The organism is Pseudomonas sp. GW456-12-1-14-TSB6 (genome assembly GCF_059424205.1).
Genome location: NZ_JBWKZE010000011.1, coordinates 1 through 13,051 on the forward strand (window position 1 = coordinate 1; position 13,051 = coordinate 13,051).

A 13,051-nucleotide genomic window follows, 5' to 3' on the forward strand; every position below is an offset into this window, starting at 1 on the left:
CTGGACGCTCCGCGTCCCATGCCGAAGCGGACGCGGAGCGTCCAGTGAGGCATTCCCACGCGGACGGTTCGACGCCTCGACGTGGGAACGATCATACGGTCAGTAACCGACCGTAAACCGCTGACGCGAGTGCTTCGGCGTTTCCACTTCGTCGATCATCGCAATCGCGTAATCGGCAAAGGTGATCGAGCTCTGACCGTCAGCACTCACCAGCAAGTCATCCTTGCCCACGCGGAATTTACCGGTGCGCTCGCCTTCGACAAACAGCGCCGACGGCGACAGGAACGTCCAGTCCAGTTCCTTTTCCTGACGCAAGGCCTCAAGGAACGCCGCACCGGCGCTGGCCTCAGCCTTGTACTCGGCCGGGAAACCGGCGCTGTCGATCACGCGGGTGCCGTCCGGCAGCAACAGCGAGCCGGCACCGCCGACCACCAGCAGACGTTTCACCCCGGCCTGTTTCACCGGGCCGATCAGCGCGCTGGCCGGCACCGTGGCGAAATGCGCGGCGCTGATCACCACATCGTGACCGGCGACGGCGTCCTGCAACGCGGCGGCGTCCAGCACGTCGACATTCTTGCTGACCACACCGGCACGAGCGCCGATCTTCGAGGTATCCCGGGCGATAGCGGTGACGCTGTGGCCGCGACGCAGGGCTTCTTCCAGCAATTGGCTGCCGGCACGGCCGGTGGCACCAATGATTGCGATCTTGCTCATGACATTCTCCAGTTGGCTTGAGAGTGCTGCGTTTTTCAGAATCGGGTTACCACTGCATTTCGCCCTTGGCGACTTTGGCGCTCAGCTCCAGCGAGCTTTCTTCGCCCAGTGACGGGTAGCGTTTTTTCATCGCGAAGATCAGCGCGGCAGAGTCTTTGGCCTTGGCAGTTTCTGCGTCGAACGCCTTGATGTAGTCGGCGGTGAATTTCACCGCTGCCAGCGAACGGGCGCTGTCACCCAGGTAGTGACCCGGCACCACGGTTTTCGGTTTCAGGGTTTCGATCGAGTGCAGGGTTTGCAGCCAGTCGGCATGGGATTGCGCGGTCTGGGTGTCGGCCATCCACACGTGGATGTTCTCGGCGACGACCACACCGCCGACCACCGCTTTCAACGAAGGGATCCACACGAAGCTGCGATCCGGTTGTTTGCCGTCCAGGCCGACCACCTGCAATTTCTGCCCTTCGAGCATCAGGCTGTCGCCCTTGAGTACGCCAGGCACGATGGTTTTGGCCGGCACGTCGGCGCCCATTTTCGGACCCCAGAAGGCGAGTTTGCCGTCGACGGTCTTTTTGATGTGATCAACGGTCGGTTGCGAGGCCAGCACTTTGGCATCCGGGAATGCCTTGGTCAGGGTGTCGAGACCGAAGTAGTAATCCGGGTCACCGTGGCTGATGTAGATGGTGGTCAGTTGCTTGCCGCTGGCGCGGATCTTTTCCACCACTTGCTCGGCCTGGGATTTGCCGAACTGCGCGTCCACCAGAATCGCGTCCTTCTCGCCGCTGACCAGTACCGAAGTCACCGGGAAGATCGCGTGGGTGCCCGGGTTGTAGACATCGAGGGTCAGATTCGCGGCCGCTGCGTGGGCAGCAAAGCCGAGGGTGGCGGTGGCCAGTAAAACGCGCTTGAGGGTGGTGAAGCCGATCATGGGTTGCTCCGCTGTTCGAATGCCGTGCTTGGCGATGGGGACAGAGCTTAGTTGCCAGACTCGTTACAAAAAATGCGATGCTTGAACATAGTTTGTTTCTGAAAGCGGGCAAATCATGGATCGTCTCCAAGCAATGCGGGTGTTTGTCACGGTGGTGGATCTGGGCAGCCAGTCGGCGGCGGCCGATCACCTGGACCTGTCACGGCCGGTAGTGTCGCGGTATCTGGCGGAACTGGAAGACTGGGTCGGCGCGCGCCTGATGCACCGCACCACGCGCAAGTTGAGCCTGACCGCCGCCGGCAACGAAATCCTGCCGCGCTGCCGGCAGATGCTGGAGCTGTCCGGCGACATGCAGGCCGCCGTCAGCGAACCCGCCGATGCGCCACGGGGTTTGCTGCGGATCAGCGTCAGCACCTCGTTCGGTCAGGCGCAACTGGCCGATGCCATGGCGGCGTTCGTCAAAGCGTATCCGGGGGTGAGCATCGACCTGCAAATGCTCGATCGCACCGTGAACCTGGTGGACGAGCGCATCGGCCTGGCGATCCGCACCAGCAACGACCTCGACCCCAACCTGATCGCCCGGCGTCTGACGGTGTGCCGCTCGGTGGTCTGTGCCGCGCCCGCTTATCTGCAGGAACATCCGCAGCCGCAGCGGGTTGAAGATCTGAGCCGGCACAACTGCCTGACCCATTCCTATTTCGGCAAGAGCCTGTGGCATTTCGAGGAAGATGGCGAACCGGTTTCGGTGCCGGTGCAGGGCAACATCAGCGCCAACGAGGCCAGCACCCTGCTGCGCGCGACCCTGGCCGGCGCTGGCGTGGCGATGCTGCCGACCTATCAGGCCGGGGTGCATGTGCACAGCGGCGAACTGGTTCGCCTGCTGCCCCACGCCGAGCCCCGGCAGATGAACATCTACGCCGTCTATGCCTCACGCAAGCACATGCCGGCAGCGTTGCGCTGCATGCTGGACTTTCTGGTGCAGCGTTTTCCCGAAAACCCGCAATGGGATCAGCTATAAAGCTGCAAGCTGCAAGCTGCAAGCTGCAAGCGGAGAGTCTGCTTCATTCTTGAAGCTCAAAGCTCAAAGCTTGCAGCTGCTCTGCCGTGGCCTATGCTGAAAGTAGTACCCAAGGGTATTCGTTCAGAGGTCAACGCCATGAACACCAGAACAAGAAGATACTTCGCGATTTTCATCACCTGTGCGGCCACGCTGGCGCTGTACGGCACTGCGGCATGGCGCGTGGAGCAGTTGCGACAACTGCCCCGTGAGTACGCGAGCTGCAACTTCGAGCGCTGCATCCCTCACAACGCCACCCTCAACGCCCTGCGCTGATACCAGGTTCAGGCGTCGTCGTTCTGCTCGGCCTTCAAGCGGTCGCGGAACGCCTTTGGCGAGATCCCCACCCGGCGCCGGAACAGGCGCGTGAAGTTGGTCGGATCGGAAAACCCCAACACCTCGGACATCTCGTAAATGGTCATGCTGGTATAAGTCAGCAGGCGCTTGGCTTCCAGTAGCTGACGTTCATGCATGATCTGCAACGCAGGTTGCCCAGCCAGTTCGCGGCAGGTGCCGTTGAGGTGCGAGACGGAAATCCCCAGCCGATGGGCCAGGTCTTCGACCTTGACGTGCTGGCGGTAGGTTTCTTCCACCAGCTGAATGAACCCGTTGAGGTATTCGCGCTGACGCTGCGGGCGTTGCGTGGCGTTGTGACGGTGGATCGCCTGGCGGCTGACCCAGACCATGATCACGCTGACCAGCGAATGCATGAGCATTTCCCGCGCCGGTTGATGGCCGTTGTACTCGGCCTGCAACGCGGCAAACAGACTGTTGAGGTACTCCGCGTCCTTGCCCGCCGGATAGCTTTCGGCCTGGGCCAGGGCCTGCACCGAGCTGCCCAGTTGCGCCTGCAAATGGTTGATCAACGGTGTGGCGAGGGTGACGACGAATCCTTCGACGTCCTCGGAAAAACGGAATCCATGCACCGATAACGGCGGCAGGATCTGGATCGCGGCTTCGTTCAGTTGCGTGCGTTGGCCTTCGATTTCAAGCTCTGCCTGACCTTTGAATACGAAGAGCAACTGGCACAAATCGGCGTGGCGGTGGGGTTTGATTTCCCATTGGTGTTCGCGGCTGCGTTTGGAAATGGTTTCACAGTGCAGCAAGTCAGGGGTCGGCCAGTCCAGGCTTTCACCGTAGAGCTTGAACACCGGAATCGAAGGCAGGTCAGGCTTGTTCATCACTTCAATCCAGGCCTCGAGGTTTGCGGGCGATAATCGCACCGATTGGCAGAATGTACAGGTATCGGCTCAGTTTTCACCTTCAATTGACAGACCCGCAAGGGAAAAATGCAAGCACTCGAATCCTGAAACTCATTCACCGGCCGTTGTCGCGTGAAGCTTGCGAGTCATAAAAACAATGAAAACGCTGAAAACCCAAGTCGCCATCATCGGCGCCGGTCCGTCCGGATTATTGCTCGGCCAACTGCTGCACAACGCCGGCATCGACACCCTGATTCTGGAGCGCCAGACACCTGACTACGTGCTCAGCCGAATCCGCGCCGGCGTGCTTGAACAAGGCATGGTAGAGCTGTTGCGCGAGGCTGGCGTGGGTCAGCGGATGGACGCCGAAGGGCTGGTGCACGGTGGTTTCGAACTGGCCCTCGACGGGCGCCGGATCCACATCGACCTGCAAGCCCTGACCGGTGGAAAAACCGTGATGGTCTATGGCCAGACCGAGGTCACTCGCGACCTGATGGCCGCTCGTCGGGAGACCGGTGGGCAGACAATTTACGAAGCCAGCCATGTCGTTCCCTGTGACATGAAAAGCGACGAAGCTTATGTCACCTTCGAAAAGGACGGCGAAACCTGGCGCGTCGATTGTGACTACATCGCCGGTTGCGACGGTTTCCACGGCGTGGCCCGGCAGTCGATTCCCGAGGATTGCCTGAAAGTCTTCGAACGGGTTTATCCGTTTGGCTGGCTGGGGATTCTCGCCGACACGCCACCGATTCACGAGGAACTGGTCTACGCCCGCCACGAGCGCGGCTTCGCCCTGTGCAGCATGCGCTCGGCGACCCGCACCCGTTATTACCTGCAAGTGCCGGCCGAGGAAAACGTCGACGACTGGTCGGATCAGCGTTTCTGGGATGAACTGCGCAAGCGTCTGCCGGAGGATCTGGCGCAGAAGCTGGTGACCGGCCCGTCGATTGAAAAGAGCATCGCGCCGCTGCGCAGCTTTGTGGTCGAGCCGATGCAATACGGGCGGATGTTTCTCGTTGGGGACGCGGCGCACATCGTTCCGCCGACCGGCGCCAAGGGGCTGAATCTGGCGGCCAGCGATGTCAGCACGCTGTTCAGGATTTTGCTGAAGGTTTACCGCGAAGGTCGCACTGACTTGCTGGAGAAATACTCGGAAATCTGCCTGCGCCGGGTGTGGAAAGCCGAGCGGTTTTCCTGGTGGATGACTTCGATGCTGCACCGCTTCGACGAGCACGATGATTTCAGTCAGCGGATCTGTGCTTCGGAACTGGACTACTTTGTCAGCTCGGAGGCCGGTCAAAAAACCATTGCAGAAAATTACGTCGGGCTTCCTTATGAGGCTATCGAATAGCCTGCTACCGACTTACACTGGCGAGCATCCCCGCTCGCCTGGCGATCTGCGGGACCCTCACTGCCCGCAGGTTTTGCCCGTGACCAATCTCAACCATCCCGAAACGCCCAAACCGGCCATTCGCAGCGTACTGGTCGCGCTGATGATGGCGATCTTTCTCGGCGCGCTCGACCAGACCATCGTCGCCGTTTCCATGCCGGCCATTTCCGCACAGTTCAAGGACGTCAGCCTGCTGGCCTGGGTGATTTCCGGCTACATGGTGGCGATGACCGTGGCGGTGCCGATCTACGGCAAGCTCGGCGATCTGTACGGGCGGCGCAAACTGATGCTGTTCGGCATGGGCCTGTTCACCCTCGCCTCGCTGTTCTGCGGCATGGCCCAGAGCATGGAGCAACTGGTGCTGGCGCGGATTTTCCAGGGCATCGGCGCTGGCGGGATGATTTCGGTGAGTCAGGCGATCATCGGCGACATCGTGCCGCCCCGCGAACGCGGGCGTTATCAGGGCTATTTCTCCAGCATGTACGCGGTGGCCAGCGTTGCCGGCCCGGTGCTCGGCGGCTACATGACCGAGTACCTGTCGTGGCGCTGGGTGTTCCTGATCAACCTGCCGCTGGGCCTCGGCGCGTACTGGGTGGCGCGACGCAACCTGATCGGCCTGCCGATTCCCCAGCGCAAACCGGTCATCGATTATCTCGGCACCCTGTTGATGATCATCGGCCTGACCGCTCTGTTGCTGGCGATCACTCAGGTCGGCCAGGGCCATGCGTGGCGCAGCAGCGAAGTGCTCGGGCTGTTCGCTTGCGCGGTGGCGGTTTTGGCGGTGTTCGTCTGGCATGAGCGGCGCGCCCGGGAGCCGTTGCTGCCGATGCACCTGTTCACCAACCGCAGCGCTCTGCTGTGCTGGTGCACGATTTTCTTTTGCAGCTTCCAGGCGATTTCGTTGATTGTGCTGATGCCGCTGCGCTTTCAGAGCGTGACCGGCGCGGGGGCCGACAGCGCGGCATTGCACTTGCTGCCGCTGGCGATGGGTTTGCCGATCGGCGCGTATTTCGCCGGACGTCGCACCTCGATTACCGGGCGCTACAAACCGCAGATTCTGACCGGCGCGCTGCTGATGCCGATCTCGATCCTCGGCATGGCCTTCAGCCCGCCGGATGCGACGCTGCTCAGCAGCCTGTTCATGTTGCTCAGCGGGATCGCCGGCGGCATGCAGTTCCCGACCTCGCTGGTCGGTACGCAGAATTCGGTGGAGCAAAAGGACATTGGCGTCGCCACCAGCACCACCAACCTGTTCCGCTCCCTGGGCGGTGCGGTAGGCGTGGCGTTGATGTCGGCGCTGTTGCTGGCGTTGTTGCAGGACTCCAGTTTCGCCCACCTGGCCGGCAGCTCGCTGATGAGCGAAGGGCATTCCGGCAACGTGCTGCTCGATGGCCTGAACGCGGCGCCCGGCGATGCGCAGAACGCCTTGCGTGCCGAATTGCTGGTGACGTTCCGGCATTTGCTGATGGTCAGCGCGGCGGTCTCGCTGCTCGGGCTGGCGGCGGCGATTGCGATGCCGAACCGGTTGCTGCGGGGCCGTGAGCACGGCGCCCGCTGATTGATGCCGATCGCTCCCACGCGCCGCGTGGGAGCTTTCAGCAATCAAGCACTGTAATAACCGACCGCCACCAGCATGTTCCCGACCTTCTTCAGGTAGGCATGTTTGTTCTCGACCTTGCCGGTCACCGGGTTTTTCCAGCGGTACTCGTACTCGCCCTCATCCTGTTTGCCGATCAGCGCCAGAATCGGTTCGCCCACCGGTTTGCCTTCGGGATCGTCGACCTTGGCGAAATCGGTGTTGATCAACCGCAGATTGGTGCCGTGGGCGACGTAGCGGTGGTTGTCGAGATTGACCACGAACACATACAGGTCGTCCTGGAGGTAACCGCCCTTGAGCGAGTTGATCGCGGACAGCGTGCCCTTCTCATCCTTGGTCAAATCGGTAGCAGCCTTGTCGAGCAACGCTTTTGCCTGTTCCGCCGACGCGCGCGACAGGTAATAACCCACCGCCAGAATCCGCTGACCGACGCGTTGATAGTAAACGTGCTTGCGCTCGACCTTGCCGTCGGACCAGTTCTGCCAGCGGTATTCGGCCTGCTGGATGCCGTTGCCTTCCGGCACTTTCAAGGCGTCCTTGAAGGACTTCTGCAAGTCCGGCCCGAGCACTTCGCTGACGTCGCGCCCGATCAACGCCGATGACGGCCCACCGCTGGCGAGCATCACGCCCTTGGTATCGACCACGAACACATAGCGATCCTTGTCGACGAATTCGCCCTGACGGCTGAACGCCGCAAACGCCTTGTCGCCGTTGTCGTGGTAATAGGCCAGAGCCTTTTCCAGCAAGGCGATGGCGGCCTTGCTGTCGTCTTTTTCCGTGGTGGCCGCATTGGCCTGACCGAAACTCAACAGCAGCATCGCGCCGAGCCAGGCCAGCTTGTGCACAAACCCCATGACGCATCCCTCGTTCTTGTTGGTGTTTCAAGAGCGTAGACGGCCTGAAGGCATGTATGGATATTCAGAAAGCTTCTGAATGTTGCTGTGGCGAGGGCGCGCGCCCTCGCCACACAAGAGGCTTACGGACGCGCGTTGAGTTGCTGTTGCAGGTTCTGGATCTGCGCTTGCAGGGTGTTGATGTTGCGGGTCATCTGCGCGCGGAACGCGTCGAACTCGGCAGTGTTGGTGCCACCCTGCGCAGCAGCCGGACGGTTGTCCTGCTCGCTCTTGAGGATGACGATTTCCTGCTCCAGACGGTCGATGGCGGCGCTCGGATTGCCTTGTTTTTTCAAGGCCGTGATGTCGGCACCGAGGCTCTTGAACTGCGCATCGAACCCCTTCACCTGGGCATCGAAGTTCTTGAGCTGGGCATCGAGCTTGCTGGTGTCGGCCGGGGTGCTTTTCAGCGTGGCCAGTTCGGCGCTCAGGGCTTTGACCTGTGCCTGCAACTGGGTGTTGGCGTTCTGCTGTTCGGTGGTCTGGGCGGTCATCTGCGCCAGGCGCTTGTCCAGATCCGTCGCCTGCCCGGCCACGCCCTGCTGCTGTTTGCTCTGATCCTGAAGCGCACTTTGCAGCTGTTTGATCTGCAGCTTCAGGGCTTCGCTGTCGGTGGTGACGTTGGTCTGGCTGGCCACGACCTTGCCGGAAATGTCCTGCAGGCGCCCCGCCGCTTCCTCACTGATGCGCGCGAAACTTTCCTGGGTCGCCACCAGTTGCTGCTCCATCAGCGAAATCTGCTGGAAGCTCCACCAGGCCAGACCAATGAAGGCAAAAAACAATGCGCCAACCAATGCCCACAACGGCCCGGTGCTGGCGGCCTTGACCTTGACCACCGGCGGTGTGCGCGAGTGCACGGAGGTACGGGTGGTGGCCGGAAAATCGTCGTCATCAAGGGTATCGGCGCGCAGGCTCGGTACATCGTCGAAATCGTCGTGGGCATCGTTACGCATGGACATTGAGGCAACCTTTGTGAAACGCGGTGATGGCAGATTGGCGCGAAGTATAAACCCCGCGGCCGCTGGGGTTGACCCTCAAGCCGTAGCGCGGTTCAGTGCCGGCCGGCAGATTCGTATCAACGAATGTCCTGAGCCTTCCACCAGCCACAGAACTCATCGAGGGCCGTCCACAGACTGACTTTCGGATCGTAGTCCAGATAATGCCGGGCGCGACTGATGTCGAGGGTGAAATTTTTGTTCATCACCTGCATGCCCAGGCGCGACAGGGTCGGCTCGGGACGCCCGGGCCAGAGCTTGCACACACCTTCGTTCAGCGCCGCCACGCTGTAGGCCAGGCCATAGGAACGGTACTTGGTGACCTGCGGGACTTCCATCTTGCGCATCACGTAATTGACCACATCCCACAGCGGCACCGGGGCGCCGTTGCTGATGTTGTAGGCCTTGCCCAGCGCGGAAGCGTCGGCCAGCAGGCTGCTGAGCAACGCTTCGTTGAGGTTGTGCACGCTGGTGAAATCGACCTTGTTCAGACCATTGCCGATGATTGCCAGACGGCCCTTGCGCTGCATGTTCAGCAAGCGCGGGAAGATGCTCATGTCGCCGGCGCCGGTGACGAAACGCGGTCGCAGGGCGAGGGTTTCGAGGCCGAATTCCTGGGCGCCGAAGACCTTTTGCTCGGCCAGGTATTTGGTCGCCGCATAGTGATGCTTAAAGCGCTTGGGCACTTGCTCTTCGGTCAGGCCGAGATGGTCGCGACCGTCAAAGTAGATCGAGGGCGACGACAGATGCACCAGCCGACGAACCCTCTGCTTCAGGCAGGCTTCGACCACGTTTTCGGTGACCTGCACATTGCCCTGATGGAAGTCCTGATAGCGGCCCCACAGGCCGACCGCGCCAGCGCAATGCACCACGGCTTCGACGTCATTGCACAATTCCCGCACCAGATCCGGATCGCTCAGATCGCCTTGAACGAACTCGGCACCGCGACGCACCAGATGCTCGACACCCTCGGCCCGGCGACCGTTGACTCGCACGTCCAGGCCCTGCTCCAGGGCGAAACGCGCAAAGCGTCCGCCGATGAAGCCGCTTGCGCCGGTGACCAGAATTTTCATGTAGAGCTCCAACAAAACCAGCTGCAAGCTTCGAGCTTCGAGCTGCAAGGTAAAAACAGTACGCAAGCGCTTTACTTGCCGCTTGCAGCTTGACGCTCACAACTGCTTTCAGGCCACCAGCCATTGCGCCGACGAGCGCACCAATTGCTCGGTCAACAGCCCGAGCAACTGACCGCCATTGCGCCAATGATGCCAGTACAAGGGCACGTCGATCGGTTTATCTGGCAACAGTTCGCGCAGCACGCCGCGCTCCAGTTGCTCGCGGACCTGTAATTCCGGCACCAGGCCCCAGCCGAGCCCGGCTTCGGTCAGGCGGAGGAAACCTTCGGACGACGGGCACAGGTGATGTTCGAAACCGCCATCGACGCCGAGGGACGCGAGGTATCGATGCTGGAGAAAATCGTCAGGGCCGAAGACTAATGCGGGGGTGCGCGGCAATTGCTCAGCCCGCACGCCGTCGGGAAAATGCCGCTCGATGAATGCGGGGCTGGCCAGCGCTCGATAGCGCATCGCCCCGAGCAACACGCTGCGTGCCCCCGCCACCGGCCGCTCACTGGCGCACAGGCAAGCGGCCACTTCACCGGCGCGCATGCGTTTGAGGCCGACGGTCTGGTCCTCGACGATCAGATCGAGCAATAGATGTTGTTCGGCGCAGAAGTCGCCCACCGCCTCGGCCCACCAGGTGGCGAGACTGTCGGCATTCAGGGCGATACGCAGACGCTCCGGCAGGCCCTCTTCGTCCAGCGCCGGCACCAGCGTCTGCAAATCTCGCTCAAGCAGACGTACCTGCTGCACATGGTTGAGCAGGCGCCGACCGATCTCGGTCGGCGACGGCGGTGTGCCACGCACCAAAACCGGCTGGCCGACCCGCGCTTCCAGCAGTTTGATCCGCTGGGAAATCGCCGATTGCGAAAGGCCCAGCACCTGCGCCGCCCGTTCGAATCCGGCCTGCTCGACCACGGCGGCCAAAGCAGAAAGTAATTTGTAGTCGAACATCAGTTTTCCTAATGAGCGATCAGCACTATTGGTTTTTCTTATACAGCCTCAACCGGGAGAATAGCCAGCAAGCACTCTTTATCAAGGACCACCATCATGGCTGGCGAAACCTCGTTGACCACCCTGCTGCGCAGCATGAGCCCGCAGCTCAATGCCGGCGAATACGTGTTCTGTACCTTGCGCGACGGCCAATTGCCGAGCGGTCTGGAGGTCGTGGGCAGTTTCCGCGAACAGGAAGGCCTGACGGTGATTCTCGATCGGTCCCACGCCGAGCGCGCCGGGTTCAGCTTCGACTATGTCGCGGCGTGGATCACGCTGAACGTGCATTCGGCACTGGAAGCCGTCGGCCTGACCGCCGCCTTCGCCACCGCGCTGGGCAAGGCCGGGATCAGCTGCAACGTGATTGCCGGCTACTACCACGACCATTTGTTCGTCGGTCAGGCCGAAGCCGAACGTGCCATGCAAGTGCTGCGCGATCTCGCAGCCAACGCGGAGTAATCGTCATGTGGCAAAGCTATACCAACGGTTTGCTGGTGGCGTTCGGGCTGATCATGGCGATCGGCACGCAAAATGCCTTTGTCCTGGCCCAGAGCCTGCGGCGTGAACATCACCTGCCGGTCGCCGCGCTGTGCGTCGCCTGTGATGCGTTGCTGGTGGCGGCAGGTGTGTTCGGTCTGGCCACGGTGCTGGCGCAGAACCCTACGTTGCTGGCAGTTGCCCGCTGGGGCGGCGCGGTGTTTCTGATCTGGTACGGCAGCCAGGCGTTGCGCAGGGTGTTTTCGAAACAGAGCCTGCAACAGGGTGAAAACCAGACCGTACGTTCGCTGCGGGCAGTGATGCTCAGCGCACTGGCGGTGACCTTGCTCAACCCGCACGTCTATCTGGACACCGTTCTGCTGATCGGGTCTCTCGGTGCGCAACAGTCGGTGCCCGGCGCCTATGTCGTGGGCGCGGCGAGTGCTTCGTTGCTGTGGTTTTTCACCCTCGCCCTCGGTGCAGCATGGCTGGCACCGTGGCTGGCACGGCCGAGTACGTGGCGGATTCTCGATCTGTTGGTGGCGATGATGATGTTCACGGTGGCGGGGCAATTGATATTGGCTTCATGATTTATTCCAAACAGCTCTGGAACCTCTATCCCACACAGTTGTTGCGTGGTTAAGCCGCACCCCCGGTGCTATGATCCGAACCCTGCGCCGCAAAGAGTAAAAACTCGCCGGTGCATTTCTGGCCGCCCGTGATCGGCCTTGCGCTCACCGCAACAGACCTGATTAGGAGAATCATCATGGCTTTCGAATTGCCGCCGCTGCCTTACGCACACGATGCCCTGCAGCCGCACATTTCCAAGGAAACCCTGGAATTCCACCACGACAAGCACCACAACACCTACGTCGTGAACCTGAACAACCTGGTGCCAGGCACCGAGTTCGAAGGCAAGACCCTGGAAGAAATCGTCAAGACTTCCTCGGGCGGCATCTTCAACAACGCCGCTCAGGTCTGGAACCACACCTTCTACTGGAACTGCCTGGCGCCAAACGCCGGCGGTCAACCAACCGGCGCACTGGCTGAAGCCATCAACGCGGCTTTCGGTTCGTTCGACAAGTTCAAGGAAGAGTTCAGCAAAACCTCGATCGGCACCTTCGGTTCCGGCTGGGGTTGGCTGGTGAAAAAGGCTAACGGTTCCCTGGCCCTGGCCAGCACCATCGGCGCCGGCAACCCGCTGACCAGCGGCGACACCCCGCTGCTGACCTGCGACGTCTGGGAACACGCTTACTACATCGACTACCGTAACCTGCGTCCTAAGTACGTCGAGGCGTTCTGGAACCTGGTCAACTGGAAGTTCGTGGCCGAGCAGTTCGAAGGCAAGACCTTCACCGCTTAAGCTGCACGCCAGAAAAAAACCCGGCTTTGCCGGGTTTTTTTATACCTGCGGAAGTAATCGTGAGTGCGTTGCATCACAAACAAGGCTTTTTCCCACACATGAAGCAGCCCTTCTCGCCTTGCTCCCAAGCCACGGCGAACTAACATCAAAAGAGGAAAAATTGTCCGACGCCCCTCAAGTTGGAGACCGAAACTACCGACACAGTACAACCAGGGCAAATACTCCAGACAGCAGCATATCGGCCAAGGCAACGGACAAATTTTCCGCGGCTCGATTGTCCCTTTGACTGCCAACACGGGATTGCCAATACTCATGGCAACTTGACGCTAC

The 13,051-nt window shown here is 61.0% G+C and carries 14 protein-coding genes; 7 read left to right on the plus strand and 7 right to left on the minus strand.

Annotated elements, in window-relative coordinates:
* Positions 1 to 99: 99 nt before the first annotated feature.
* Together AC07Y2_RS12310 and AC07Y2_RS12315 are read right to left on the minus strand one after the other, a co-directional pair.
* Complete coding sequence (locus tag AC07Y2_RS12310) at positions 100 to 714, minus strand: NAD(P)-dependent oxidoreductase (RefSeq protein WP_103387423.1); 615 nt, start codon at positions 712 to 714, stop codon at positions 100 to 102.
* A gap of 46 nt (positions 715 to 760) precedes the next feature.
* A complete protein-coding gene (locus AC07Y2_RS12315) occupies positions 761 to 1,639 on the minus strand; it encodes an MBL fold metallo-hydrolase (RefSeq protein WP_103387422.1) in 879 nt (292 codons plus the stop codon).
* A gap of 115 nt (positions 1,640 to 1,754) precedes the next feature.
* Between AC07Y2_RS12315 and AC07Y2_RS12320 the strand changes: the two genes are divergently transcribed.
* Both AC07Y2_RS12320 and AC07Y2_RS12325 read left to right on the plus strand, forming a co-directional pair.
* On the plus strand, positions 1,755 to 2,657 hold the full coding sequence (locus AC07Y2_RS12320) for a LysR family transcriptional regulator (protein WP_207273941.1): 903 nt from the start codon (positions 1,755 to 1,757) through the stop codon (positions 2,655 to 2,657).
* A gap of 138 nt (positions 2,658 to 2,795) precedes the next feature.
* Entirely contained in the window at positions 2,796 to 2,972 is a 177-nt protein-coding gene (locus AC07Y2_RS12325) for a hypothetical protein (protein WP_166225760.1), read from the plus strand.
* Between the two features lie 8 nt (positions 2,973 to 2,980).
* On the opposite strand, the gene AC07Y2_RS12330 is transcribed toward AC07Y2_RS12325, so the two are convergent.
* Positions 2,981 to 3,877 carry a helix-turn-helix domain-containing protein gene (locus tag AC07Y2_RS12330; RefSeq protein WP_039765907.1) on the minus strand — a complete coding sequence of 299 codons (897 nt, stop codon included), beginning with the start codon at positions 3,875 to 3,877 and terminating at the stop codon, positions 2,981 to 2,983.
* 178 nt (positions 3,878 to 4,055) lie between these two features.
* Here AC07Y2_RS12330 and pobA point away from each other — a divergent pair, with 178 nt between their 5' ends.
* Positions 4,056 to 5,249 carry a 4-hydroxybenzoate 3-monooxygenase gene (gene pobA, locus AC07Y2_RS12335; protein WP_103387420.1) on the plus strand — a complete coding sequence of 398 codons (1,194 nt, stop codon included), beginning with the start codon at positions 4,056 to 4,058 and terminating at the stop codon, positions 5,247 to 5,249.
* Between the two features lie 79 nt (positions 5,250 to 5,328).
* Entirely contained in the window at positions 5,329 to 6,846 is a 1,518-nt protein-coding gene (locus AC07Y2_RS12340; protein WP_103387419.1) for an MDR family MFS transporter, read from the plus strand.
* A 44-nt stretch (positions 6,847 to 6,890) separates the two neighbouring features.
* On the opposite strand, the gene AC07Y2_RS12345 is transcribed toward AC07Y2_RS12340, so the two are convergent.
* The 4 genes from AC07Y2_RS12345 to AC07Y2_RS12360 all read right to left on the minus strand — a co-directional run bounded on the left by AC07Y2_RS12345 (position 6,891) and on the right by AC07Y2_RS12360 (position 10,842).
* On the minus strand, positions 6,891 to 7,739 hold the full coding sequence (locus AC07Y2_RS12345) for a cache domain-containing protein (RefSeq protein WP_103387418.1): 849 nt from the start codon (positions 7,737 to 7,739) through the stop codon (positions 6,891 to 6,893).
* A gap of 122 nt (positions 7,740 to 7,861) precedes the next feature.
* Positions 7,862 to 8,737 carry an ATPase gene (locus AC07Y2_RS12350; protein ID WP_103387417.1) on the minus strand — a complete coding sequence of 292 codons (876 nt, stop codon included), beginning with the start codon at positions 8,735 to 8,737 and terminating at the stop codon, positions 7,862 to 7,864.
* A 116-nt stretch (positions 8,738 to 8,853) separates the two neighbouring features.
* The gene (locus AC07Y2_RS12355; protein WP_039765898.1) at positions 8,854 to 9,846 is read right to left on the minus strand and encodes an NAD-dependent epimerase/dehydratase family protein; all 993 of its coding nucleotides are present in this window, start codon (positions 9,844 to 9,846) and stop codon (positions 8,854 to 8,856) included.
* A 108-nt stretch (positions 9,847 to 9,954) separates the two neighbouring features.
* Entirely contained in the window at positions 9,955 to 10,842 is an 888-nt protein-coding gene (locus AC07Y2_RS12360; RefSeq protein WP_103387416.1) for a LysR family transcriptional regulator ArgP, read from the minus strand.
* Positions 10,843 to 10,938: 96 nt separating this feature from the next.
* On the opposite strand from AC07Y2_RS12360, the gene AC07Y2_RS12365 reads away from it, so the two are divergent.
* The 3 genes from AC07Y2_RS12365 (at position 10,939) to AC07Y2_RS12375 (ending at position 12,721) form a co-directional block, all read left to right on the plus strand.
* Positions 10,939 to 11,340, plus strand: coding sequence for an ACT domain-containing protein (locus AC07Y2_RS12365; RefSeq protein ID WP_103387415.1), 402 nt, complete (start codon positions 10,939 to 10,941; stop codon positions 11,338 to 11,340).
* Positions 11,341 to 11,345: 5 nt separating this feature from the next.
* A complete protein-coding gene (locus AC07Y2_RS12370) occupies positions 11,346 to 11,948 on the plus strand; it encodes a LysE/ArgO family amino acid transporter (protein ID WP_103387414.1) in 603 nt (200 codons plus the stop codon).
* 176 nt (positions 11,949 to 12,124) lie between these two features.
* Entirely contained in the window at positions 12,125 to 12,721 is a 597-nt protein-coding gene (locus AC07Y2_RS12375; RefSeq protein WP_103387413.1) for a superoxide dismutase, read from the plus strand.
* Positions 12,722 to 13,051 lie beyond the last annotated feature (330 nt).